This is a genomic window from Gordonia sp. NPDC003424 (genome assembly GCF_053588655.1).
Window position 1 is genome coordinate 80426 of record NZ_JBSFQJ010000008.1, and the last position, 23848, is coordinate 104273.

Annotated in this window: 23 protein-coding genes and 1 pseudogene; 14 read left to right on the forward strand and 10 right to left on the reverse strand. The window is 66.2% G+C overall.

The window, feature by feature from the left end:
* Positions 1–16: 16 nt before the first annotated feature.
* The 4 genes and pseudogenes from ACWDTI_RS13795 to hpaD all read right to left on the reverse strand — a co-directional run bounded on the left by ACWDTI_RS13795 (position 17) and on the right by hpaD (position 3623).
* Complete coding sequence (locus ACWDTI_RS13795; RefSeq protein ID WP_449738657.1) at positions 17–817, reverse strand: HpcH/HpaI aldolase family protein; 801 nt, start codon at positions 815–817, stop codon at positions 17–19.
* Positions 802–1587, reverse strand: coding sequence for a 2-oxo-hept-4-ene-1,7-dioate hydratase (hpaH, locus tag ACWDTI_RS13800; RefSeq protein WP_449738658.1), 786 nt, complete (start codon positions 1585–1587; stop codon positions 802–804). Before hpaH ends, ACWDTI_RS13795 begins: the two co-directional genes overlap by 16 nt.
* A pseudogene (locus tag ACWDTI_RS13805) lies at positions 1588–2283 on the reverse strand (RraA family protein); the annotation flags it as partial. It abuts the gene before it with no gap.
* 353 nt (positions 2284–2636) lie between these two features.
* The gene (gene hpaD, locus ACWDTI_RS13810; protein ID WP_449738659.1) at positions 2637–3623 is read right to left on the reverse strand and encodes a 3,4-dihydroxyphenylacetate 2,3-dioxygenase; all 987 of its coding nucleotides are present in this window, start codon (positions 3621–3623) and stop codon (positions 2637–2639) included.
* Positions 3624–3781: 158 nt separating this feature from the next.
* Between hpaD and ACWDTI_RS13815 the strand changes: the two genes are divergently transcribed.
* Both ACWDTI_RS13815 and ACWDTI_RS13820 read left to right on the forward strand, forming a co-directional pair.
* Entirely contained in the window at positions 3782–4702 is a 921-nt protein-coding gene (locus ACWDTI_RS13815) for a LysR family transcriptional regulator (RefSeq protein WP_449738660.1), read from the forward strand.
* 109 nt (positions 4703–4811) lie between these two features.
* Positions 4812–5492 (forward strand): GntR family transcriptional regulator, encoded by a 681-nt coding sequence (locus ACWDTI_RS13820; RefSeq protein ID WP_449738661.1) that lies wholly within the window; start codon positions 4812–4814, stop codon positions 5490–5492.
* Positions 5493–5582: 90 nt separating this feature from the next.
* Here the strand turns inward: ACWDTI_RS13820 and ACWDTI_RS13825 are convergent, their stop codons facing one another.
* Genes ACWDTI_RS13825 through ACWDTI_RS13850 form a run of 6 tightly spaced genes read right to left on the reverse strand, consistent with a single transcriptional unit; the run spans position 5583 to position 13112 of the window.
* Complete coding sequence (locus ACWDTI_RS13825) at positions 5583–6779, reverse strand: hypothetical protein (protein ID WP_449738662.1); 1197 nt, start codon at positions 6777–6779, stop codon at positions 5583–5585.
* A 52-nt stretch (positions 6780–6831) separates the two neighbouring features.
* On the reverse strand, positions 6832–8163 hold the full coding sequence (locus ACWDTI_RS13830) for a DUF3500 domain-containing protein (RefSeq protein WP_449738663.1): 1332 nt from the start codon (positions 8161–8163) through the stop codon (positions 6832–6834).
* Positions 8164–8167: 4 nt separating this feature from the next.
* Positions 8168–9217, reverse strand: a complete 1050-nt coding sequence (locus ACWDTI_RS13835; protein WP_449738664.1) for an amidohydrolase family protein — start codon at positions 9215–9217, stop codon at positions 8168–8170.
* A 48-nt stretch (positions 9218–9265) separates the two neighbouring features.
* On the reverse strand, positions 9266–10858 hold the full coding sequence (locus ACWDTI_RS13840; protein ID WP_449738665.1) for a sugar ABC transporter ATP-binding protein: 1593 nt from the start codon (positions 10856–10858) through the stop codon (positions 9266–9268).
* Entirely contained in the window at positions 10858–12036 is a 1179-nt protein-coding gene (locus tag ACWDTI_RS13845; RefSeq protein ID WP_449738666.1) for a sugar ABC transporter substrate-binding protein, read from the reverse strand. Before ACWDTI_RS13845 ends, ACWDTI_RS13840 begins: the two co-directional genes overlap by 1 nt.
* Positions 12037–12086: 50 nt before the next feature.
* Positions 12087–13112 carry an ABC transporter permease gene (locus ACWDTI_RS13850; protein WP_449738667.1) on the reverse strand — a complete coding sequence of 342 codons (1026 nt, stop codon included), beginning with the start codon at positions 13110–13112 and terminating at the stop codon, positions 12087–12089.
* Between the two features lie 447 nt (positions 13113–13559).
* Here ACWDTI_RS13850 and ACWDTI_RS13855 point away from each other — a divergent pair, with 447 nt between their 5' ends.
* From ACWDTI_RS13855 to ACWDTI_RS13910, 12 genes are all read left to right on the forward strand, one after another.
* Positions 13560–14837 (forward strand): FAD-dependent monooxygenase, encoded by a 1278-nt coding sequence (locus ACWDTI_RS13855; protein WP_449738668.1) that lies wholly within the window; start codon positions 13560–13562, stop codon positions 14835–14837.
* 204 nt (positions 14838–15041) lie between these two features.
* Positions 15042–15824 carry an SDR family oxidoreductase gene (locus ACWDTI_RS13860; RefSeq protein ID WP_449738669.1) on the forward strand — a complete coding sequence of 261 codons (783 nt, stop codon included), beginning with the start codon at positions 15042–15044 and terminating at the stop codon, positions 15822–15824.
* Positions 15821–16327 (forward strand): nuclear transport factor 2 family protein, encoded by a 507-nt coding sequence (locus tag ACWDTI_RS13865; RefSeq protein ID WP_449738670.1) that lies wholly within the window; start codon positions 15821–15823, stop codon positions 16325–16327. The genes ACWDTI_RS13860 and ACWDTI_RS13865 overlap by 4 nt, the downstream gene beginning before the upstream one ends.
* Positions 16324–17184 (forward strand): fumarylacetoacetate hydrolase family protein, encoded by an 861-nt coding sequence (locus ACWDTI_RS13870; protein WP_449738671.1) that lies wholly within the window; start codon positions 16324–16326, stop codon positions 17182–17184. The genes ACWDTI_RS13865 and ACWDTI_RS13870 overlap by 4 nt, the downstream gene beginning before the upstream one ends.
* Before the next feature lie 2 nt (positions 17185–17186).
* Positions 17187–17570, forward strand: a complete 384-nt coding sequence (locus ACWDTI_RS13875) for a RidA family protein (RefSeq protein ID WP_449738672.1) — start codon at positions 17187–17189, stop codon at positions 17568–17570.
* A 37-nt stretch (positions 17571–17607) separates the two neighbouring features.
* Positions 17608–18108, forward strand: a complete 501-nt coding sequence (locus ACWDTI_RS13880) for a hypothetical protein (RefSeq protein ID WP_449738673.1) — start codon at positions 17608–17610, stop codon at positions 18106–18108.
* Between the two features lie 105 nt (positions 18109–18213).
* Complete coding sequence (locus ACWDTI_RS13885) at positions 18214–19410, forward strand: TetR/AcrR family transcriptional regulator (RefSeq protein WP_449738674.1); 1197 nt, start codon at positions 18214–18216, stop codon at positions 19408–19410.
* Between the two features lie 252 nt (positions 19411–19662).
* On the forward strand, positions 19663–20856 hold the full coding sequence (locus ACWDTI_RS13890) for a lipid-transfer protein (RefSeq protein WP_449738675.1): 1194 nt from the start codon (positions 19663–19665) through the stop codon (positions 20854–20856).
* Positions 20853–21329, forward strand: a complete 477-nt coding sequence (locus ACWDTI_RS13895) for a MaoC family dehydratase N-terminal domain-containing protein (protein ID WP_449738676.1) — start codon at positions 20853–20855, stop codon at positions 21327–21329. Before ACWDTI_RS13890 ends, ACWDTI_RS13895 begins: the two co-directional genes overlap by 4 nt.
* Before the next feature lie 2 nt (positions 21330–21331).
* Positions 21332–21745 (forward strand): MaoC/PaaZ C-terminal domain-containing protein, encoded by a 414-nt coding sequence (locus ACWDTI_RS13900; protein WP_449738677.1) that lies wholly within the window; start codon positions 21332–21334, stop codon positions 21743–21745.
* Between the two features lie 47 nt (positions 21746–21792).
* Entirely contained in the window at positions 21793–22620 is an 828-nt protein-coding gene (locus tag ACWDTI_RS13905; RefSeq protein WP_449738678.1) for an SDR family NAD(P)-dependent oxidoreductase, read from the forward strand.
* 5 nt (positions 22621–22625) lie between these two features.
* Entirely contained in the window at positions 22626–23777 is a 1152-nt protein-coding gene (locus ACWDTI_RS13910) for an acyl-CoA dehydrogenase family protein (RefSeq protein ID WP_449738679.1), read from the forward strand.
* The last annotated feature ends 71 nt before the right edge of the window (positions 23778–23848 follow it).

Below are 23848 nucleotides of genomic sequence, written 5' to 3' on the forward strand. Positions count from 1 at the left end.
GACACCGTGCGCAAGGTCAGTAGCTCGCACGTCCCGGGTCGGGTACCCCGACGAACCTCGCCGCCAGCGCCTCCGATCCGCGGGCCAACAGCGCCACGTCGGCGCCCACGAGGACGAACGATGCCCCGGCGGCGAGATAACCATCGGCAGCAGCCGGGTCGAACGCGTTGACGCCGACCGGGACCCCCTTGTCGCGGACCGCATCGAAGGCGCTCATGACCGCGGCGACCACGTCGGGGTGGCCCTGCTGACCGAGCAGACCCATCGACGCCGCCAGGTCGGACGGACCGACGAACACCCCGTCCACACCGTCCACCGCGGCGATCTTCCCGGCCTGCTCCACCGCGTCGATGGTCTCGACCTGCACAAACACCGACACGTGGTGATCGCCGTCGGTGAGATACCCATCGATCCGGTTCCAGCGCGCCGACCTCGCCAGTGCGGAACCGACCCCTCGACGACCGCGTGGCGGATACCGGACGGCCTCGACCACGGCGCGTGCCTCGTCGGCCGACGACACCATCGGCACCAGCAGATTCTGTGCGCCGAGGTCGAGGACCTGCTTGATGCCGACCGGGTCGGCACTGGCCACGCGCACCACCGGAGCGACCGGGTAGGCCGCCACCGCCTGCAATTGGGCGAGCACCGACTCCAGACCGCTGGGTCCGTGCTCCATGTCGATGAGCAGCCAGTCCAGGCCGGCGTCGGCGCAGATCTCGGCGACGAGCGGACTGCCCGAACACACCCACATCCCGGCCAGCGGACGGTCGGCAGCGGCGATCGCAGCCCGGAATGTCGGACTCAGTCGAAGCGGCATGTGATGGTGCCCATCGGTCCGTAGTCGCACAGGACGCTGTCGCCGCGCTCGACCCACATCGGGCGGGTGAACGACCCGGCGAGAATGATCTCGCCCGCCGCGAGCGACGAATCGTGCTGGTGAAGCTTGTTCGCCAACCATGCGACACCGGTCGCCGGATGGTTCAGCACGCCGGCGGCGACGCCGGTCTCCTCGATCGTCTGATTGCGGTAGAGCAGCGCGGACACCCACCGCAGGTCGACTTCGGTGGGGTGCGTTGGGTTTCCGCCGAGGACGAGTCCGCCATAGGCCGCATTGTCGGCGATGGTGTCGACGATCGTGCGGCCCTCGAGCTCGATGTGCGAATTGAGGATCTCCAGTGCGGGCGTGACATATTCGGTGGCGTGCAGCACGTCGAACACTGAGCAATCAGGTCCCGTCAACGGCTCGGCGAGGACGAATGCGAGCTCGACTTCGATTCGCACATTGGAGAATTCGTCGAACGGTACCCTCGCCCCGTTCTCCCACACGGTGTCGTCGAACATGACGCCATAGTCGGGTTCGGTGATCCCGGTGGCCGCCTGCATCGCGCGCGAGGTCAGACCGATCTTGCGCCCGACCAGGCGACGACCCTCGGCGATCCTCCGGTCACGCCAGATCGCTTGGATCGCATATGAATCCTCGACCGTGGCGTCCGGATGACGCGCCGTGATGCGCTCGATGACGCCACGCGTCCGACCGGCTTCGGCGAGTTCGTCGGCGAGGTCGGTGATCGTTTCGGCCGTCAGCACTCAGGGTCCCTTCGGTTCGTGTTGTTCGGCTTCGTATTTCGCTCGCCACTCGGCGTTCATCGGGAACAGGCCCTGAATCGGATGTCCGGCAGCGACCTGCATGGCGATCCATGCGTCCTCATCCTCCTGGGCCAGTGCGGCGTCAACGAGCTCGTCCGCCAGGTCGGGCGGGATGACGATGACCCCGTCGTTGTCTGCGACGATGATGTCGCCGGGCACGACGGTGGTTCCACCGCAGGCGACGGCGATATCGGTGTCCCACGGCACATGCCGGCGGCCGAGGACGGCCGGGTGCGCACCCACGCAGTAGACCGGAATACCCACCGCGCCAACGGCATCAGCGTCGCGGACTCCGCCGTCGGTGATGATTCCCGCCGCGCCGAGGGCATGGGCGCGCAGTGCCAGGACGTCACCGAGAGTCGCCGAGCCGGTCTCCCCCCGCGCCTCGATGACGATGACCTCGCCGTCGCCGACCGAGTCGAACAGCCGCTTCTGTGCGTTGTATCCACCGCCATGGCCGGCGAACAGGTCCTCCCGGCTCGGGACGTATCGCAACGTGCGGGCTGTACCGACGACCTTCGCGCCCGGGGTCAGGGGACGTAATCCGTCGATCGTGACGTTGTCCAGGCCGCGCTTGCGGAGTTGCGCCGACAGCCCGGCGACTGGTGCGCGCCGAAGCTTCTCGCGCAGTTCGTGATTCACTGCTCTCCTTTCGATTGTTATGCTGCACATTCGATCTCGATGCGGCGCCTCGCTTCGCTCGGAGCCTTACTCGATCAGCGGAATGGCTGGTCGAGTAAGCGACCGAGCTTGCGCGGCCGCGCAGCCCCTTCCCCGCTGGTCGAGTAAGCGACCGAGCTTGCGAGGCCGCGCAGCCCCTTCCCCGCTGGTCGAGTAAGCGACCGAGCTTGCGAGGCCGCGCATGCCCTCTCGCTGGTCGAGTAAGCGACCGAGCTTGCGAGGCCGCGCATGCCCTCTCGCTGGTCGAGTAAGCGACCGAGCTTGCGAGGCCGCGCATCGAGACCGAAACCGCTCCAACGACACGGCGATCAGTGAATCCCCAGGTAATCCTCGAGCGTGTCCGGGGTGGCCTGCAGCAGCGGGTCGTGGACCTCCTCGTCGGGGAACTCGCTCGCCTCGAAGAACCACCGCTTCGACGCCGGCATGCCCCACAGCTGCGCACGCCGGGGGTCGGTGACATCCCAACGGATGGGCGGGGTTTCGAGGTCGATGAACTGATAGTGCGTGTTGAACAGCTCTACCCGGTGCTGGTCGGGATCCCGCAGGTACAGGAACAGCGCGTTGCTGATGCCGTGGCGGCCGGGACCGCGGTCGATCTCGTCGCCCGCCCCCAGGGCCCCGGCGGTGTCGGCGGCGTGGATCAGCGAGGTGGCGTCGGGCACCGCAAAGGCGAAGTGGTGCAGGCGCGGTCCGCGGCCATTGGTGAACACCAGGTCGTGGGTGTTGCCCTTCACTTCCATCCACGAACCCCACAGTTCGTCGGTGCCGTCCTTGGCGGTGTACTCCGACATCCGCATGCCGAGTCCGGTCCAGAAGTCGGTGGCCTTCTGTACGTCGTAGGTGACCACCTGGTAGTGGTCGAGCCGCTGCGGTGCGCCGGAACGGAACTCGTTGAAGCTCTGCATCTTCCGCGGCACGACGTCCATCTCGGAGGTGAACTCCATCAGGGTGCCGACCGGATCGCGGAATTGCAGGGTCGGGCCCTGATGGTCACGCTCGACGCGACGGTGTTCGATGTCGTTGGCCTTGAAGAACTTCTCCGCACGGTAGATGTCGTCGGCGGTCCGTACGCGCAGTCCGACACGACGCGCCTGGGCCATGTCGCTCTGTTCGAGGATCAGGCTGTGGTGGGAGGCCTCCTCGAGTCCGCGCAGATAGATTGCGTCGCTGGTCTCCTCGGTGACGACGAGGCCGACGACGTCGCGGTAGAAGTCGCGACTGCGCTCGAGGTTGGTGACCGACATGGTCACGTGGCTCGCGCGGGTGATCTGGAACTCGGGATTGGGGTTGGTCACGGGAAGCATGGTCACTCCAAGTGGTTGACGATGATGGGTGGCATATCGGAAGCTTCGCAACCCAGAGTTCCAGGTCAGGACGTGTTTGAGAAACACCGTCTACGTCTGGCAGCCATACATACAAGCTATGACGCTACCCAAGCGCTATCCTCACGGCTATGGAGTTGCGTCAGTTGCGATACTTCACCGCGGTCGTCGAGGCCGGTTCTTTCACCGCCGCGGCCGCCGACCTCCATATTTCCCAGCCCCCGCTGTCGGTGGCGATCGCGAAGCTGGAGTCCGAGGTGGGAGTGACCCTGCTGCTGCGTACGCCACGCGGTGTCGAACCGACCAGCGCGGGCCGCTACCTGCTCGACGCGTCCTCGCGGGTGCTCGGCGACATCGACGACATGGTCTCGGCGCTGGGGAGATTCGGGGCCGGCATGGCGGGTGCCGTCACCATGGCGGCCGTGCCGCAGCTCATGTGGCATCGCATTCCACGACTGGTGCGTGACTATGCGGCGGTCGCTCCCGATATCGAGGTGCAACTCGTCGATCCGCCACCGTGGTCGGCCATCGACATGCTCGCGCAACGTCAGGTCGACCTCGCGGCGATCGTCGTCGCCGATCCCCGACGCTTCAGCACCCGGCACCGCGACACTCTCGACATCGTCGACTGGGGACCCGTTCCGCTCGTCGGTGCGCTGCCACCCGATCTCGACGACGCGCCCGACCCACTCCCCCTGCGCTTCTTCGACCGGGGGTTGCTCATCCTGCCCCAGCGTGTCGCCGCGGTCCCGAGCCTGCCGGAGGCCGTGGACGCACTCTTCCGCCGCCACAATGTCACCCCCGCATCGATCCGGACCGTCGCCACCATCCAGGCCGGGCTTCCGCTCATCGAGGCCGGCGTGGGCCGCGCGGTACTGCCCGATCCCGACCACGCCAGCCTGACGCGTTTCGACATCGTGACCAGGCGTCTCGACCCGGATCCGGCACCGATGCGGGCCCTCGTCCTGACGCGCAAGGGTGCGCGTGCCGACGCGAAGATATCTCGACTTCTGGATCACCTGAGCGCGGCCGCAGGGCGAATTCCTGTGTGATTTCCGATACGATATATCGAACTGTCGCGGCTGTCACCGTGCCCGATCCGCATGCCACAACGGGACATCCACGGTTGTCCGCGAAGGGGATTCACCGAAGGAGGTGCTCGTGGCCGAGAGCAAGGCCGATCAGGCCTACGCAGTCCTGCGCGAGAAGATCATGGACGGCACGTTCGGGCCGGGCCATCGCCTCGTCATCGACCAACTCGGGCGCGAGTACAAGATCAGCTCGGTTCCCTGGCGAGAAGCGTTGCGCCGACTGGAGGCCGAAGGCTGGGTCGACATCGTCCGCAATGTGGGCGCCGTGGTGAAGACCTTCGACACCGAGTCGTGGCAGCGAAGCCTGCAACTCATCGCTCGCCTCGAGGGTTACGCCACAGCGTTGTCCGCACCGCTCCTGACCCGGGACGAGATCGATGAAGCGCGGAACCTCAACGAGGAAATGCGGTCTGCGCTGACCCGTTTCGACCCGATGCGCTTCGGCGTGCTCAATCGGGAGTTCCACCGGTTGTTGTGCTCGCGCTGCGACGATCCGCGGTTGTACAGCCTCGTGGAGACGGAGTGGATTCGACTGGAGATGATCCGACGATCCGCCTTCTGGTACGCGCCGGGCCGGGCCGCCGCATCGGTTGACGAGCACGCCGAGTTGGTGCGGCTCATCGAGAGCGGCGCCGATCCCGAGGTGATCGAAACCGCCGCGCGGCAGCACGAGATCAACACCGTCAAAGCGGTCGGCGAGTACGAGCACGAACTCGCCATGGAGGACGCGGCTCGCCGCAAACGAGCCTGACGAGAACCCGAGACCGGCACACAACGAAACGCCGCCCCGACGGATTGGCCGTTCGGGGCGGCGTTTTCCCTGTTGTGGGATCGGTTCAACTCACCGTCGAGCCGCCCCTGCGCGCTGTCCATGGGCGGCCGGGGCCGCGTGGGCCGCCTGCAGTTCGCCGAACTTCTGGGCGGTCACGGCCGCACCCACCGGCAGGCCGACCGCGGCGCTGCCGACGATCCCGCCGAACGCGGCGGTGGTGGCCGAGCCGGCCAGACAGCCGCCGATCATCCCCGGTACGGTGAGCGCCGCCGCGGACATGACCGTGGCCATCGAACCGAGGGTGACCGCACCGATCGGGCAACCGACGGCGGCTCCGACGAGTGCTCCGGTGGTACCGCCGATCCCTGCGGCGAGACCGGTGTAAGCCCCGGATTCCTTCCATGCGGTGTTCAGATCGGCGAGCGGGTTCGCCGGGCCGGCAGCGGGTGTCGCCGCCGCAGCGGGCGTGGCGGCCGGTGTCGGATCGACCGCCGTGCTTGCGGCAGCCGCGGTTTCGCCGGTGGGCACTGCGATCGGTTGACCGAGGACCGTCTGTCCGGTGGCATTCCGCACGTCGATCTGACCGTTCTTGGACGTGACACTGCCGACCGGGGTGGCCAGGACCGCGGTACCCGCGGCGGGCGATCCGGTGAACCTGGTACCCGGCGCGAGCTCGACGGTCAACGCGTCGCCCGGATTACGACCGGGCGCGGCCACGATGGATGCGGCGTGAGTGGCGGACGGCCCGATCAGCCCTTCGGCGTTCAGCCGGTTGTACTGCGCGGTTGCCGTGCCCACCAGTGCCGGGACACCGTCGATGACGCCGCCGACGGTACCACCGAGACCACCGAGGGTGACACCTCCGAGAATGCATCCACCGACGACACCGATCGGGGTCAACGAGCCGGCCGACATCAACGCCGTCAGGGTGCCGCCGGTGACCGCACCGACGGGGCAGCCGACGGCCGCACCGATCCCGCCGCCGATGAGCGAGCCTTCCTTGCTGGCGTTGCCGAACGCTCCGGCCACCGCACCGACGGCCGAATCGATCTCCGCCTCACGGTTGATCGGGGCCTTGGCGCCGTTCGTTCCGGCCGCCGGATGTGCCTCGAACACAACCGAGTTGGCGGTGTCGACGGACGCGGCGCCGACCGCGACATTCGGCGCTGCCGAGGCGACACCGGATGCCACGGCCGTGGCGGCGATGACCGCGGCGGCGATCACCGCGGCTCTGGAAGTAGTACGCAACTGATCCTCTTCTCTCATTCAGGTGATTCTTGTTGTGCTGCACCGGGTGATTCCCCGGACAACCGTGGTGTCAGACCGCCGTGTGGGCGAGCGCTCGCTTCCACTGGTCGAGATAGGCATATCCGTAGTCGTTGCCGTTCGGCAGTCGCAGCGTGCTGTGCACGTGGAACCGCGCCGGCAGGCGATTCGTCAGCCACACTCCCGCATGGTGATCGAGCTCGACGAGCAGGACCGGCGACTGGATGCGCAGGTAGTTCGGCTGCGATCCGTCGGTGGCGCCGTACCAGGCGAACCAGGTGTCGTCGAGATGCCTGTCGTAGTCGGCGAGGGTCGCCTCCCGCTGCGAATCCTGCAGCAGCAGAAGGAAATCGTCGACGATGGCCCGCAGCATGCAGCGCTGGTGATCATCGAGGCGGGTGGCCCGGATGCCCTCGTAGGGCACCACGCGGTTGTCGCGGAACGCGCCACCGACGTGGCGTTCGTCGGCCGGGTGCAACCTGCCCTCCGGCATCGCCGGGTCGAGGACCGACTCGTAGACCACCGCTTCCGCCCGCTGCTGCGCGGTCAGTGAGCCGGCGAGTTCGAGCGCAATCCGCTCTCGCACTTCGAAGATCGGCTCCCGAACCCCGTCGGAGACGGCCGGTTCGGCACCGATGAACACCGGGGCGATGACATGCCGGCCGCCCACCGCGACGAAGTTCAGTGCAACGTGATGTCCGAAGAGCTGCCAGCCCCACGCGCCGCCCACCTCCGGGTTGCCGTACAGCGACACCCAGTAGCTGCGCTCGTTCATGATGTTCGGCAGGTCGACGAGCTCACCCAGAAAACCGTTGAGCGCCATGGCTTCGGCGATGCGGGCGTAGCCCTGCGGACTCAGCGACGCCTCGACGATGCCCAGGATCGCGTCGGACTTCTCGACCGGCAGATCCTCCAGCCGCAGCCCGACCCGGTGGAACACGAACTCCGGATTGCTCCACGCGCGACGCTGGTGCGCGTCGAGGGGAAAGCAGAACCGGTCGCGTTCGTCGGCGGTGAGCAGCCCGAGCGCCTTGTCGGCGGCGGCCACGAGTTCGGTGTCGTCGGTCACCGGCTCCGTGGGGAGCGGGTAAAGCCCCTCGGCCACAGTCCCGTCGGTGGTGACACCGATGAACGGCTCGTCGTAGAGCCCGTCCCAATAGTCCAGCAGCTCGCGCAGGAAGTCGGCGGACAGGTAACGGTCGGTGGCGAACTCCTCGTAGGACATGCCGCGGAAGGCGGCGATCTGCGGGTCGTCGTGGTCGAACAGGTAGTTGGTGTACCCGTCGGTGGGCAGTTCGACGGCCTGGTCGCGCCCCGACACCCGGTCGGTGTCGAAGAAGCCGTCGATGTCCTCGGCGGTGTTGTCGTCGCTCATGGTCGTCATGGCGTCAGATGGGAAGGTTGAACAGCCGCTTGGCGTTTCCGGACATGACGAGTTCGCGGTCCGCGTCCGAGATGTCGAGCTCGCCGTTCATGAAGCTCACCCCCTGGCCCATCCAGCCGTAGAAGACCGGGAACGACGACCCGAACAGGTAGTGATCGGCACCGTTGACCTTGAGCGCGCACTCCACCTGATCCTTGCCCCATGAGTGCGGGTGCGTCAGGTCGAAGAAGATGTTGTTCTCCATATAGCTCTGGATCTTCTCGCCGCCGGTCGGGTCGAGCCGCTGCAGCGCCTCCTTCTTGTTCGACTGGTGCGGCGTGAGCAGCGCGGTGTTGGCAAACCAGTTGCCGCCCAACATCGTATGGATGAAACGCAGCCCCGGCATCCGGTCGAACATGCCGCTGAACAGCTCCCGGCCGACCGCGGTGGCCTGGTCGACGATGCGGCCGAACTCGCGGCGCAGGTTGGTGTAGTCGATGACCGATTTCCACTCCACCGGCAGCGGCGTGTGGTGCACGATGACCGGGATGTCGAGCTTCTCGATGACCTTGAGGTATGGCTCGAAGACCGGGTCGTCGAGGTAGAGCTGGCCGTAGTGGCAGGCGAGCTGCACACCGACGGCGCCGAGGTCGCCGACGCAGCGCTCGAGCTCGTAGATGTTCTCCCGGCCACCCCACGGCGGCACACAGGCGGTGGAGAACAGCCGACCCTCGGAGCGCTTGACGATCTCGAAGGCGTTGTCGTTCACCGTCCGACAGGTTTCCAGGCCGAGCCATTCCTGCCAGACCGGCACGCGCATGATGCCGTAGTCGACGCCCGCGTCGTCCATGGCGGCGAGCTTCGCGTCGACGGAGTAGTCACCCTCGACGTAGTTGAGGTTCTGGTAGCCGGCCGGCTTCTCCAGGATGAGGTGCTGCTTACCGCTCTCCATGGTCTCGACGCGGGCGATCTCGCCGAAGCCGCGGGGCGCGCTGTTGAGGAAGCCGTTCAGGGTCTCCTTGTTGGTGAAGAGATCTTCGGGCAGATGGTGGATGTTGATGTCGACGACAGTCATGTGGTTTGTCCCTATTCGTTGATTCGTTTGCGTAGCACCGGAGTCGAGTCAGGCCGGTGTCTTGGTGCCTTGGTCGGATCGCTGACGCAATCGCGCCCGCGATCCGTTGGTGTAGATCGCCCCGACGATGTCGTCGGGGGTGAGATCTCCGGTCAGCTCGCGCTGCACCTGCCCCTCGCTGAACACGAGGATGCGGTCGCACAGCAGAGCCAGCTCGTTCTCGTCGGAGCCGGCGACGACGACCGCACACCCGAACTTCGCGGCCGCCATGCGGACGGCCTCGACGATGGTGTGGCGGGCGCCGACGTCGACCGCCTGGGTCGGTTCGTGCAGCACCAGCAACGTCGGGTCCTTGGCGAGCCACTTGCTCATCAGCACCTTCTGCTGATTGCCCCCGCTGAGGTTGCGCACCAGCGCCTGCGGCTGCCGTGGACGGACGTCGAGTTGCTCCATCCAGAAGTCGACGAGCTTGCGTTCCTCGCCCCGTTTGATCGGGGCCAGGGCCTTCTTGGACCGACTGGTCTGCGGGAACGTCAGGTTTTCCGCGACCGACATGCTCATGGCCAACCCGGCATGCTCGCGGCCCTCGGGGACCAGGACGATGCCGTCCCGGATGGCCGCGTCCGGCGACAGACCCTTGATCTCGACCTCCTGGTCCGGCAGGGTGACGGTGCCCTCGTCGGCCGCGCTGACGCCGCTGATCAGATACGGCACGTCGTCGTATCCGGAGCCGCCGATCCCGGTCAGTCCGAGAACCTCACCGGGCGCCACCTCGAAGGACACATCGCGCACGCGCAGCCCGGTCAGGCCGTCCACGCGAACGGGTTTGGCGCCCTGCACGATCGCGGCCGCGCCGCGCCGATCGAGGTCGATCAGGTTGCGGCCGAGCATGAGTGCGGTCAGATCGGCCTCGCTCATGTTGCCGACCACACGTCCGCTCTCCACCGCGGCGCCGTCGCGCAGGATGGTGACACGGTCGGCGGCGTCGACGATCTCCTCGAGCCGATGGGTGATCATCAGCACGGCGGTGCCGGTCTGCACGATGTCGTCGAGGATGCCGAAGAAGTTCTCGAGCGAGCGGCGGCCGAGGGCGCGGGTGGACTCGTCGAAGATGATGAGTCCGCTGCCCTCGTGCACGTCCTGCAGGGCCCGGGCGATCGCGACGATGGCGCGTTCGTCCTCCCGCAGGTCACCGACCCTGGCGTTCAACGGAACCGACCGTCTGAGCCGGTCGAACACCGCCTCGGCCTCCGTACGCTCGGCACGCCAGTCGATACGACGGATGTAACGTGAACCCTTGAGGCGGCCCACCCGCATGTTCTCCAGGACGTTGAGATCGTTGACGAGGCCCAGACTCTGGTGCACGACGGCGACCCCTGCGGCCCGAGACTCGTCCGGCCGCACCGGAAGTCGCAGATCGACATCGTCGACGGCGATACGGGCACCCGCGTCGGGTGTGTACAGCCCCGTCAGGCATTTCGCGAGCGTGGACTTGCCGGAACCGTTCTGCCCGATGAGCCCGTGGATCTCCCCCGGCCGCACGTCGAGGCTGACATCCTTGAGAACCCGGACGTTGCCGAAGGTGACCGACAGCGACTCGACCGCGAGCCGGTTGCGGCCGGGAATGAGTCGGCTGTCCATCAGACGGCGCCCCAGAGCTTGGTGAAGTCGGTGGTGAAGGTGGTCGGGCCGAACCATTCGCCCGACGCCTGGGCCTCGGCGGTCAGCGGAACATCCTTGATGGACTCACGGGTGAACAGCCGCACCGGGATGGTGTAGGCGGGCACCTTCTGGGCCAGCATCATCCGCAGCGCAGCGTCGACGTCGACCCATCCCTGATACGCCGATGCCTGGGCGGCCGCCGCGTACAGGAAGTTCTGTGACTTCAGTTGCTGGAGACCGGAGAGTTGGGCGGCGCCCACCACACCCTTGACCGCGGTGGTCTTGTTCGCCGACTGCACACCGCTCTGGGTGGCCTGCAGATACTGTTCGAACTGCGAGTCGACGTAGGTGATGCTCGGATCCTTGAGCAGCGCAGAACTTGTCGACGACGGGATCAGCGCGAAGTTCGCCGACGAGATCTCGTTGACGGTGACCTTGCAGTCGGGGCAGTTCTTGGCGAAGGCATCCTTGCCGGCCTGGACGAACACGGCGGGCGACGGGCCATCGGTGCTCTGGTTGATCAGCACGTGCGCTTGGCCGTCGGAGTCGAGGGTCATCCAATCAGCCAGGGCAACCTGCATTTCCGATCCGCCCGCGGCGATCGTGGTGAGGGTCTTGGAGTCCGGGTGGGCCTTGTCGGGCACCTGGTTGCTGATGATCACCGGGATGCCGGCCGCCTGCGCGGCGTCGAAGGCATTGGCGGCGAGTCCATACGGGATCGCGTCGCTGATGATGGTGGCCGCCTCGGCCTTGGTGGCCTGACCGACACATGCGCTCACATCGGTCGGGGTGCCCTTGCCGTCGCACACCTGCACGCTCATGCCCACGGTCTTCGCCGCCTTCTCCAACGCCTGCTGGGTGACCGCGAACTGGGGCGACTGCTGGGTGATCGGGATGTAGTACAACGTCTTTCCTGCAACGGCTTTCACGTTGCCGGACAGCGGCTCGGTGGGCACCGGGTAGGCGTCGAGGGGTTTCTCCATCTTCGCCACGGCCGCGGAGAGTTCGGTGTTGGCCCCGGCAGCGGCGGTGGTGCCGCCACTCGAGGTGGAGCCGGAGTCGCCGCACGCGGCGAGTCCGGTGGCGGTGATCGCGAGGGCGCCGGCGGCGGCAATCGTGCGGATCAGCCGCTTGCTGGCAAATCGGTTCGTGTTCAAGGGATCTCCTCGGAGATGGTGGCGGGGCGGACAGGACAGGGGAAGGGAGTTCATCGAGAGCGGCGGTGCAGCACGGTCGTCATCGTCACGGCGATCACCAGCACGCCGCCGTAGAAGACGCTGGACACCCATGCGGTGGCGCCGAGCAACTGCAGGCCGACGACGCCGGTGGCCAGGAAGTAGACCGCGACCAGCGTGCCGAGCGGGTTGAAGCGACCGGGTTCGAAGATCGCGGTGCCGAGGAAGGTCGCCGCGAACATCGGCAGCAGGTAGCTCTGCGACACGTTCGGGTCGAAGCCGCCGGTGGCCGCGGCGGAGATGACGCCACCGACGCCCGCGATGACTCCCGCGGTGACGAACGCGCCGATGCGGACCCGGGTGACGCGCACGCCGGCGAGCCGGCTGACCTCGCGGTTCTCCCCAACGAACCGCAGGTTCCGGCCGAGCGGCGTGAACTTGAGGATGTAGGCGAACCCGAACATCAGGATCAGCCCGAGGAAGAAGCTGATCGGCAGGCCGGCGACGTCGTAGAGCGCGATCTTGGAGAACGAGGTCGGCAGACCGGTGACCGGCATGAGGTCGGCCAGCCAGAGTGCGATCCCGAGCAGGAACGTCGACATACCCAGGGTCACCACGATGGTGTTGACGCCCACCTTGACCACGAGCCACCCGTTGACGAGCCCCACCAGCGCGGACACCGCGATCGCGGCCACCGCGGCGACCCAGACGTTCCAGCCGTGGTCGACATTGAGGACCGAGATCAGGATCGCGGCCATCCCGAAGTTCGACGCGACCGACATGTCGACGAACTCGCCGACGATGATCGTGCACAACAGCGCCGCGGCCAGGAAGACGAGTGGCTGCTGCCCCCCGAAGATCGTCTGGAAAGTACCCGCGGTCAGAAACGTGTCGGGCTTGAGGGCACCGAACAGGACGGCCAGCAGAATCCAGACGCCGACAACCGCAAAGCGGGTACCGAACCATTCAATTCTGTTCCAGCCGAATGCTTTTCGTTCAGAGGCGGGTGGTGTGATGACGGTTCGGTCGTCCGCGTCCGTCGTGGTGGTCTCGGCCATTGGGCTCAGCTCCGATCGTGAAGTTGCGTGCGCCTGAAGCACATCGTCGAGGCCAACCCGCGAGGGGCAACGGTGGCGGTGATGTGCGGTTCAGGGGGTCGTCCTCGGCCCGAGGATCGTGTGCGAAATCAAATGCAGGCTCTTGTGTGATGCACAAGGCTCCGGCGGCGAGCGAACGAGATTCTTAGCCCAAAAAGTGTGCCTGAACAGGTCTAACACAATCGCAAAAATTTCCAACGCGACATCACACTTGAGATCGTGTGTGATTTTGCCTAACATCAGCTCCACTCCCCCGACCCTTCGGCAATCGGCTATCACGCCCGCAACGCCGCGCGGGTGTGGGACCGCACCGCCCGATTCCTCGACGACGAGGTCTTCGCGACGTCGTCGACCGCCGCCGTCCATTCCTGAACCGCCCCACCAAACCCCGAAAGATATGAGGACCCCATGACCGACATCGCCATCATCGGAGCCGGCCCAGCCGGACTCGCCGCCGCACTCCGCCTGCATCAGAAGGGTTTCAGCCCGCGCATCTACGAGACCGTGCCCGAGCTCAAGCCGCTCGGCGTCGGTATCGACGTGAAGGTCTACGGCACCAAGGAGTTCGAGGAACTCGGGCTGCTCGAGGAGTTCCGCGAGATCTCGGTCGACGCCCAGGAGTCGATCTTCTACAACAAGTACGGTCAGGAGATCTACGCCGAGCTGTGCGGCACCCACATGGGCTACCTCTACGAGCAGCGCTTCGTCCATCGCGGCGTACTGCAGATGCTCATGTACCGCACCGTTCTCGAGCGCCTCGGTGAGGATGCCGTCGTCCTGGGTGCCCGCACACTCGGCTACACGCAGGAGGGCGACGCCGTCACCCTCGACATCGCGCACCTCGACGGCTCGACCGAGAAGGTCGTCGCCGATCTGGTGATCGCGGCCGACGGCATCAAGTCCGCGGTCCGCCGGCAGATGCATCCGGAGGCATCCGAGCCGGTCTACTCGGGCATCACCATGTGGCGCGGCACCACCCTGATGGAGCCGTTCGGCACGGGCGGCACCATCTTGCACATCGGTGCCCCGCAGATCTCCAGCATGATCGTCTACCCCATCGCCGACAACTGGGAGGGGTCCGGCAAGACCCTGGTCAACTGGGTCGTCGAGGCCACCCGCGACGAGTCGATCGAGGACTGGAATCAGCTCGGCTCGGTGGACGAGATCATCGGTTACTACGACGAGACCGAAATCCCGATCCTCGACGTCCAGGAGATGCTCCGCAATGCCCGCGAGGTCTACCTCTTCCCGCTGATCCGCCACGAGCCGCTGGACACCTGGATCGACGGGCGCGTCGTGCTGATCGGCGACGCCGCACACGCGATGTACCCGCGCGGCGGCAACGGCGCCTGCCAGTCGATCGTCGACGGCGGCGTGCTGGCCGACAAGCTCGCGACGATCCCCGATATCGACCGGGCGCTCAAGGCTTTCGAAGACCAGCGCCTGACCATGGTCAACGGCATCGTCATGGCCCACCGCGGCGAGGGCTACGAGGTCATCCGCCGGATGGTCGAGGAACGCACCGACGGTCAGCGTTTCGACGACATCGAGCAGGTGCTGCCGCTCGCCGAGGCCGACGAGATCTTCGGCAGGTACCACGCCCTCGTCGGACAGCCCCGCCCCGGCCACGAGGCCGGTGAGGCCACCGGTTTCCGCACCGCCTACGCGCAGACCCCGGTCAGCTGAATCCCCGCTCCCTGAGCAGCTGAATCCCCCCGCTCCGCTCCTGAGCAGCCCGCCCCACTCCGCGCCCCGAGCCCGAGCAGACCGCCCCGCTCCGCCCCCTGAGCAGCCCGAGCCGACCGCCCCCGCTCCGCCCCCTGAGCAGCCCGAGCCGCTAGGCGAGGGCGTGTCGAAGGGTCGCAAAACCACTGAAAGGACACCCCCACAATGGATCTCGGCCTCACCGGACGCGTCGCCTTCGTGGCGGCGTCGTCGCAGGGCCTCGGCTATGCCTGCGCGCGCTCGTTGGCGCGCGAAGGCGTGGCGGTCACCCTCAACGGTCGGGAGCCGACCAAACTGGCCGCCGCGGCCGACCAGTTGCGCGCCGAGGTCGACGGCGCCCGGATCGACTGGGTGGCAGCCGATCTGGCCTCTGCCGACGGTCGTGCAGCCATCGTCGAGAAGCTCCCGGCAGTCGACATCCTGGTGACCAACAACGCCGGCCCGGCACCCGGCACCCTCGACGACTGGGACGAGGATGCGCTGGTCAATGCGTTGCGCGCCAACATGGTTCCGGCAGTCCAGCTGATGCGCGCCTACATCCCCGGGATGGTCGAGAACCACTTCGGACGCATCGTCAACATCACGTCGGCCATGGTGAAGAGCCCCGCCTACGACATGGGTCTGTCCACCTCGGCCCGCGCGGCGCTGACCGCCATCAGCAAATCCATCGGCTCCAGCGTCGTCGCCGACAACGTGACGATCAACAACCTCCTACCCGAACGCATCGACACGCCGCGCCAGGAGTTCATGGTCCAGCGGAGGATGCAACGCGAGGGCATCTCCCGCGAGGAAGCCCGCGCGCAGATCGCCGCCACGATCGCTGCGCGCCGTCTCGGGCGTCCGGAGGAATTCGGCGACGCTTGTTCCTTCCTGTGCTCCGCCCAAGCCGGTTACATTTCGGGGCAGAACCTGCAACTCGACGGCGGATCGTACGGAGGATTGATATGAGCAGCGCATATACCAGTGTGGTTCGGGTGGCCGACCCGGGGATCCGCGGCAAGATCTTCGCCCTCGAGAAGCGCAGGCACATCGCCCTGATGGCCGCGGATACGGGTGCGCTGAGCGAACTGCTCGACGAGGCACTGGTGCACATCCATGCACCCGGCCTGGCGCACACGAAGGCGCAGCTGCTCGAACATGTGCAGAAACGTCAGGCGTACATCGAGATGCGTCGGGAAAAGCTGAAGGTCCGCATGATCGGCGACGACGTCGCGCTCATGACCGGACGGCTGATCAACCGGCTGCGTTCCCCCGACGGGAGCGAACGCGTCATCTCCGGCATGGTCACGCAGGTGCTGCGGCGTGGCTCCGACGGCGTGTGGCGATTCATCAACTTCCAGATGACCCCCGACGGGGAGCACGTCTGGCCCGCCTTCGACTCGGAACTCGACGACCACGACCATGGCGACACCATCGATACCAAAGCCCAGACTGGAGAAGAAAGCCCATGAGAATAGCTCGATTTCACGTTGCCGACGGCCCGAGCCGCCTCGGCCGCGTCGACGGTGACACCCTGACCGACATCTCCGATGTCCCCGGCGTCGGCACCTCGTTACGCGCCATCCTGCCGCAACTGGCGGACCTGAAGGAGGCCATCGAGTCCGCGGACGGAGCGACACACGCGCTGAGCGACGTGGTTCTCGAGGCGCCGATCGATGCCCCGCAGAAATACCTGGGCATCGGCATGAACTACAAAGAGCACGCCGAAGAGGCGCGGCAGGCGGGCATCCCCATCCCCACCAGCCAGTTGTGGTTCAACAAGCAGGTGTCCTGCATCGCCGGACCATACGACGGCATCGTGAAGCCCGACGTCTCCGACGAACTCGACTACGAGATCGAACTCGGAGTGGTGATCGGCAAGCAGTGCAAGCACGTCTCGGTCTCCGACGCCCGCTCGGTCATCGCCGGCTACCTCGTCACCAACGACGTCTCGGTGCGCGACTGGCTGCAGAAGCGTTCTCCCACGTTCACTCTCGGCAAGTCCTTCGACACGCACGGACCCATCGGCCCCTGGCTGACCACCGATGACGAGATCGCCGATCCGCTGGATCTGCACATGACACTCACCGTCAACGGCGAAGTCCGCCAGGACTTTCCGACCAACGACATGATCTACGACATCTACGCGCAGATCGCCTACCTCACCCAGGTGTTCACGCTGGAGCCCGGTGACATCCTCGCCACCGGCACTCCGTCCGGAATCGGTGCTCCCACCAAGAACTTCCTCAAGGTGGGCGACGTGGTACGCGCCGAGATCAGCGGTCTCGGCGTCATCGAGAACCAGGTGATCGCGGAGCCGGGAGTCTGACGGTGGCGCGCCGCGTCAGCATCGAGCTGCCCGGATTCGGGCACGCCAACCCGATCCCGGCGGCCAGTCGCATCGGCCCCTTTGTCGCCTCCGGTGTGCTGACCGGCCGCGACCCGGCGACACGCGAGATGCCCGACGGACTCGATGAGCAGTGCGCCAACGTGTTCCGCCACGTGCGCGCACTGCTCGACGCGGTCGGCGGCGGCACCGACGACATCCTCAAGATGACGTTCTGGCTGGCCGACTACCGCGACCGGGAGGCGCTCAACCGGGAGTGGCTCGCCATGTTCCCCGACCCCACCGGCCGGCCGGCCCGGCAAGCCGTCGCCGCACAGCTCGACGGCGGCTCGCTCATCCAGTGCGATGTGCTGGCGGTACTCGACTGAATCCCTGCGACGGACCATCCGGGGCTATCGTCGATACATGGACCAGTCCGCGTTCTACGGGGTCGTGGCGGCGACGAACTTCACGCTGCTGGGACTCTGGTGGGTGGCCATCAAGGATCGCGACGACCTCGGCGGTCCGACCGGCGCCGGCCACCAGATGGCATATCTCGTCTCACTGCAGTTCGCCATCCCCGCGGCCATGTCGTTGCTCGCCCAGGTCGCGCCGGAAATCGCCGTCATCTGGCGTTTCGCCTTCGCCGCGGCCGGATTCCTCGGCGCCGTCGGCATCGCCCTGCTGGCCTATCAGTTCGCCCGCCGCACCGACAGCATCGTGTTGCCCTGGGTGTTCGGAGTGCTCGGTGTCCCCCTCTATCTGGCGGTCGTCGTCGTGGCCCTGTGGCCGGGATTCACCGACGCCTTCGATCTCGCACTCAAACCGATCGAGGTCGAGGGTCCGCTGCTGTCGCTGATCGTCTTGCTGGGTGTGCAGGAGGCCTGGTTCGTGGCGATGACGCCGCGACGAGCACCACACCGGTGACGACCACCGCTCCGGTGGCGGTCGCGCGGTAGAGCGCGTCACGCCGACACCCGGCTCCCTACGGCTATGCTTAGCCGGCATTTACATGTTGAGCGAGGGGTGAGTGTGCCCAATCCCACGAAGGCCACGGTGGTGCGGCGCCGACCGAAGGACCGCAAGGGTCAGATCGTGGATTCCGCACGCGTCTTGTTCTTCGATCACGGCTTCCCCAACGTGTCGATGGCCCAGATCGCCGAGAGTGTCGGCATCACCGCCGGCGCGCTGTATCGGCATTTCGCGAACAAACGCGTGATGCTGACCGCAGTGATCGAGCAGAGCATCGACGATCTGGATGCTTCCACGGATCTCGACGACGATCTCGTTGCCCACATCAACCAGGCGAGCACCGCCGCGGTGGTTCGCCGCGACACCGGCGCCCTGTGGTGGCGTGAGTCGCGATACCTCGACGCGGCCGATCACGATCGGCTGGCGCGCCGATTGAACGACAACAATCGTTCACTGGCGCAACGGATCTGTGCAACACGAACGACCCTCTCGGAGCCTCAGGCCAAGGTCTTGGCCTACGGCGTTCAGGCAGCCCTGGCGAGTCCGAGCTTCCACCACACCTCGCTCCCACCGGCCGAGTCCGCCGCGCTCTTGGCGAAATCGTGTCTGGCCATCGCGGCTGTCGAGTTGGGTTCACCGCACCCACTCCCCAATCCGGATGCGGCACACCACCTTGCACCGGTATCGAAGCGGGAAGCACTCCTGATGCATGCGATCCGGCTCTTCGACCGGGACGGATTCGAGGCGACCTCGCTCAGCGACATCGGTACGGCAGCCGGCGTCACCGGGCCCAATCTGTACAGCTACTTCGAGAGCAAGGGCGACGTCCTCGATGCCGCGATCGAGCGTGGCGTCAACGCGTTGTGGTTGTTGCTCTACCGCGTGCTGCGAGAAAACGTCACCGCGCGCGGCGTATTGTCCGACCTGGTCTCCGGCTACCTCGGACTCATCCTCGACGGCACTGTCCTCAACACCGCACTGTTGACCGATCGCACGTCATTGTCACCAGAAATGCTTGCCCGCCAACGTGAATACGTCATCGAATGGGTCGCACTGCTGCGTGCGAGCCGACCCGAGTTCGATGAGCGTTCGGCGCGAGTGCTGGTGCATACCGCGCTCACCGTCATCCAGATCGTGAGCCGAGTCGCGACGGTGCGGGCCAATTCCGCCGTCGTCGACGACATCGCCGCAATGGCGCGCGCCGTGCTGTTCGTCCCCGACAACAGCGGACAACTCCCGGCCCAGAAGCTCACTTAGCCCCAGTTCACACGGCACGCCATTGCGGCCGATCACGGTCGCCTGCCGGGCGTTTTGCCCGGTCACGTGACCAATCCCCTTCCTGGACAAGGTCATCCCGGACGAGCGAGGGATGAACCCACATCGCCGCATCGCCTCCCACTCCATTCCCTTACCTGCTCGGATCCGCCCGAATGGCGCTCTCACCTGCACACTTGCAAATAAGTAAATTTTGGTTAAGGTGGTTTACATCACTCCACGGATGAAGGATGGATGACAATGCAGGTGCACGTAGCCGGGGTCGGGATGATCCCGTTCACCAAGCCGGGCCGCAGCGAGACCTACTCGGAGATGGGTGAAGAGGCCGCCCGCCGCGCACTCGCGGATGCCGGACTCGACTACACCCAGGTCCAGCAGGCATACGTCGGGTACGTCTACGGCGACTCGACATCCGGCCAGGCCGCCCTCTATGGCCTTGGGCAGACCGGGATTCCGATCATCAACGTCAACAACAACTGCGCTACGGGCTCGTCGGCACTGTGGCTGGCTCGCCAGGCCGTGGCCAGCGGCACGGTCGATTGCGCACTCGCACTCGGCTTCGAGCAGATGGTGCCCGGGGCGCTCGGCTCGGTGTACACCGACCGCCCCAACCCGATGCAGCGGCAGGAGTCCTTGCGCGACGAACTGCAGGGCACCGACCCCAACTCGCCGATGGCCGCGCAGTTCTTCGGCGGTGCGGGTCAGGCCTACGTCGACGAGTTCGGCATCGACCCCGCAGTGTTCGCCGAGATCTCGGTCAAGGCGCGCAAACATGCCGCGAACAACCCGACCGCGGTCTTCCGCGACCCGGTCACCGTCGACGAAGTCCTCAACTCGCCGAAGATCTTCGGCCCGCTGACCCGTCTGCAGTGCTGCCCGCCCACCTGTGGCGCCGCCGCTGCCGTCGTCTGCAGCCCCGAGTTCGCCCGCAAGAACAACCTGAAGGCCGACGTCGTCATCGCAGCACAGAGCCTGACGACCGACCCCGAGACCACCTTCACCACACGCGACATGCGACAGGTGATCGGCGCGGACATGGCGACCATGGCCGCCAAGAGCGTCTACGAGGCCGCCGGCGTCTCACCGGAGGACATCCGCGTGGTGGAACTGCACGACTGCTTCACCACCAACGAGTTCCTCGCCTACGAGGCCCTCGGACTCACCCCGACCGGTACCGCCGAGAAGTTCATCCGCGACGGCGACAACACCTACGGCGGCCGCGTGGTGACCAACCCGTCCGGTGGTCTGCTCTCCAAGGGCCATCCGCTCGGTGCCACCGGTCTCGCTCAGTGCGCGGAGCTGGTGTGGCAGTTGCGCGGTCAGGCCGAGGCACGACAGGTCGAGGGCGTCAGCCTGGCGCTGCAGCACAACCTCGGTCTCGGCGGCGCCTGCGTCGTCACCCTGTACCAGAAGGTGGATGCGCGATGAGTATCGACCGTTCCGTCATCGGCCGGGAGTTTCCCGGGGTGTCGCTGCTCATGACCCGCAGCCGACTGCGCGACTTCGCCGCGGCCACCGGTCAGACCGACCCGATCTACACCGACCTCGACGCCGCCAAGCAGGCCGGGCACCGCGATCTGCCGGTGCCGCCGACCTTCATCTTCGGCATCGAGATGGAGGGTCCGGACTCGTTCGCGTTCATCACCGAGCTCGGCATCGACCTGCGTACGGTGCTGCACGGCGAGCAGCAGTTCGAGTACCGCCAGATGACTTATGCCGGGGACGAATTGACCTCCACCAGCCGCGTCGTCGATGTCTACGACAAGAAGGGTGGACTGCTCGACTTCCTGGTGCGCGAGTCCACCGTGACGAATCAGGACGGCGCGGTCGTGGCGATCGTGCGTAACACCCTGGTCGCACAGAACCGCGCCCCCGCATCCGACACGTCCTCCGAGGAGTAACGATGACCACGACGTTCGCCCCCGAGGTCGGCGCGGAACTGCCTGCGCTGCAGATCGATCCGATCTCCCGTACCACCCTCGCCCTGTTCGCCGGCGCCTCCGGTGATCACAACCCGATCCACATCGACATCGACAACGCCCGTTCGGCGGGTCTCGACGACGTGTTCGCACACGGCATGCTGTCGATGGCCTACCTCGGCCGACTACTGACCGATGTCGCTCCGCAGCAGCAGCTTCGGTCCTACAAGGTGCGTTTCGCCGCGATCACTCCCGTGCACGGCCGACCGACGTGTACCGGCACGGTCACGTCGATCGACGACGTCGACGGTGAACGTCAGGCCACGCTCGACCTGAAGGTGGCCCTCGCCGACGGCACCGTCACCCTCCTGGGCCAAGCGGTCATCGCACTCGACTGACACCTCCTCACCCTCACCATCTTCCGATTCACGAAGGACACACACTCATGGGCAAACTCGAAGGCAAGACCGCGATCGTCTCCGGCTCCGGACGCGGCATCGGCCGGTCGATCGCGCTGAAACTCGCGGACGAAGGCGCCAACGTCGTCGTCAACGACCTCGATTCCGACCCGGCCAAGCAGGTCGTCGAGGAAATCACCAACGCCGGTGGTAACGCGGTCATCTGCGCGGGCAGCGTCACCGAAGACGGCTTCGGTGAGCGCTTCGTCACCACCGCCACCAGCGAGTTCGGTGGCCTCGACATCATCATCAACAACGCCGGCTACACCTGGGACACCGTCATCCAGAAGATGGGTGACGATCAGTGGGACGCCATCCTCGACGTCCATCTCAAGGCGCCGTTCCACATCCTGCGCGCCGCGCAACCGGTGATCGCCGCGGCCGCCAAGGCCGAAAAGGCCGCGGGCACCCCGGTCCACCGCAAGGTCGTCAACATCTCCTCGATCGCCGGCCTGTACGGCAACGCCGGCCAGATCAACTACTCCTCCGCCAAGGCCGGCATCATCGGCATGACCCGCACCCTCGCCAAGGAGTGGGGCCGCTACAACGTCAACGTCAACGCGGTCGCCTTCGGGTTCATCGAGACCCGTCTGACCACCGCGGCCGCCGACGGCAATTCGACCATCGACATCGAAGGACGCGAGATCAAGGTCGGCGTCAGCCCGGCGTTGCTCGATGCCGCGAAGATGATGATCCCGCTCGGCCGACCGGGCACCCCGGACGAGGCAGCGGGCTCGGTCGTCATGCTGACCTACCCGGAGGCCAACTACGTGAGCGGCCAGATCATGGTGACCGGCGGCGGATTCGAGAGCTGATGAGCATGGACTCCACATACACCAGCACGTGGCACGACGACGAGGTCGTCGCCTTGGGCGAGCTCGCCCGGAAGTTCTTCGCCAAAGAGCTTGTCCCTCAGCGAGAGAAGTGGGAGAAGCAGCAACGGGTGGATCGGGAGGTCTGGCTCGAGGCCGGACGGCTGGGACTGCTCTGCTGCAGCATCCCCGAGGAGTACGGCGGCGGTGGGGGCACGATCGCGCACGACCTCGCCGTCTTCGAAGCACAGGCGCAGGTCGGTGACAGCTCGTTCGGCAACTCGGTGCACAGCGGGATCGTCGCGCACTACATACTCGCCTACGGAACCGAGCAGCAGCGCCGGCGGTGGCTGCCGAAAATGGCTGCCGGCGAACTGATCGGCGCGATCGCGATGACCGAACCAGGCGCCGGTTCGGACCTGAAGAACATCCGGACCACCGCGCGCCGTGACGGCGACGAGTACGTGATCAACGGCGCCAAGACCTTCATCTCGAACGGGCAGAACGCCGGCCTGATCGTCGTGGTCGCCAAGACCGATCCGGCGGGCGGCGCGAAGGGGGTGTCCCTCGTCGTCGCGGAGACTGACGATCTGCCCGGATTCACCCGGGGACGTGTGCTCGAGAAGGTCGGACAGCATGGCGCCGACACCTCGGAGCTCTCCTTCGAGGACGTCCGGGTGCCGACGGCGAACCTGCTCGGCGAGATCGAGGGCCGCGGGTTCGGCCAGCTGATGACCCAGCTCGCCCAGGAACGTCTGACCATCGGCGTCACCGCCGTCGCCCAGATGGAATTGGCCGTAGACGAGGCCCTCGCCTACACGAAGTCACGGAATGCCTTCGGCCAGAGCATCTTCGACTTCCAGAACACCAAATTCATCCTCGCCGAATGCCAGACCACCTCACATGTCGCACGCGTCTTCCTCGACTCGTGCATCGAACGGCACCTGCGCGGTGAACTCGATGCCACCACGGCCGCCATGGTGAAGTGGTGGCTGACCGAGCAGCAGTGCAGTGTCATCGACAAGTGCGTGCAACTGTTCGGCGGCTACGGGTACATGCGCGAATACCCCATCGCGCGCATGTACGAGGACGCGCGTGTCCAGAAGATCTACGGCGGCACCAACGAGATCATGAAGGACATCATCTCCCGCTCGCTGTGACCCCATCGATTCGCCGCCACTCTCTGGCACAACAACTTACGAAGGACACCTGATGCGCAAACCCGAGGGCA

Bases quoted from the DNA above. Each gene is read 5' to 3' on its own strand.
- ACWDTI_RS13910 (WP_449738679.1), top strand. From the start codon at position 22,626: ATGGACTCCACATACACCAGCACGTGGCACGACGACGAGGTCGTCGCC.
- ACWDTI_RS13825 (WP_449738662.1), bottom strand. From the start codon at position 6,779: ATGAGAGAAGAGGATCAGTTGCGTACTACTTCCAGAGCCGCGGTGATC.
- ACWDTI_RS13815 (WP_449738660.1), top strand. From the start codon at position 3,782: ATGGAGTTGCGTCAGTTGCGATACTTCACCGCGGTCGTCGAGGCCGGT.
- ACWDTI_RS13895 (WP_449738676.1), top strand. From the start codon at position 20,853: ATGAGTATCGACCGTTCCGTCATCGGCCGGGAGTTTCCCGGGGTGTCG.
- ACWDTI_RS13900 (WP_449738677.1), top strand. From the start codon at position 21,332: ATGACCACGACGTTCGCCCCCGAGGTCGGCGCGGAACTGCCTGCGCTG.
- ACWDTI_RS13860 (WP_449738669.1), top strand. From the start codon at position 15,042: ATGGATCTCGGCCTCACCGGACGCGTCGCCTTCGTGGCGGCGTCGTCG.
- ACWDTI_RS13880 (WP_449738673.1), top strand. From the start codon at position 17,608: ATGGACCAGTCCGCGTTCTACGGGGTCGTGGCGGCGACGAACTTCACG.
- ACWDTI_RS13890 (WP_449738675.1), top strand. From the start codon at position 19,663: ATGACAATGCAGGTGCACGTAGCCGGGGTCGGGATGATCCCGTTCACC.
- ACWDTI_RS13905 (WP_449738678.1), top strand. From the start codon at position 21,793: ATGGGCAAACTCGAAGGCAAGACCGCGATCGTCTCCGGCTCCGGACGC.
- ACWDTI_RS13795 (WP_449738657.1), bottom strand. From the start codon at position 817: ATGCCGCTTCGACTGAGTCCGACATTCCGGGCTGCGATCGCCGCTGCC.
- ACWDTI_RS13855 (WP_449738668.1), top strand. From the start codon at position 13,560: ATGACCGACATCGCCATCATCGGAGCCGGCCCAGCCGGACTCGCCGCC.
- ACWDTI_RS13835 (WP_449738664.1), bottom strand. From the start codon at position 9,217: ATGACTGTCGTCGACATCAACATCCACCATCTGCCCGAAGATCTCTTC.
- ACWDTI_RS13850 (WP_449738667.1), bottom strand. From the start codon at position 13,112: ATGGCCGAGACCACCACGACGGACGCGGACGACCGAACCGTCATCACA.
- ACWDTI_RS13870 (WP_449738671.1), top strand. From the start codon at position 16,324: ATGAGAATAGCTCGATTTCACGTTGCCGACGGCCCGAGCCGCCTCGGC.
- ACWDTI_RS13865 (WP_449738670.1), top strand. From the start codon at position 15,821: ATGAGCAGCGCATATACCAGTGTGGTTCGGGTGGCCGACCCGGGGATC.
- ACWDTI_RS13830 (WP_449738663.1), bottom strand. From the start codon at position 8,163: ATGACGACCATGAGCGACGACAACACCGCCGAGGACATCGACGGCTTC.
- ACWDTI_RS13840 (WP_449738665.1), bottom strand. From the start codon at position 10,858: ATGGACAGCCGACTCATTCCCGGCCGCAACCGGCTCGCGGTCGAGTCG.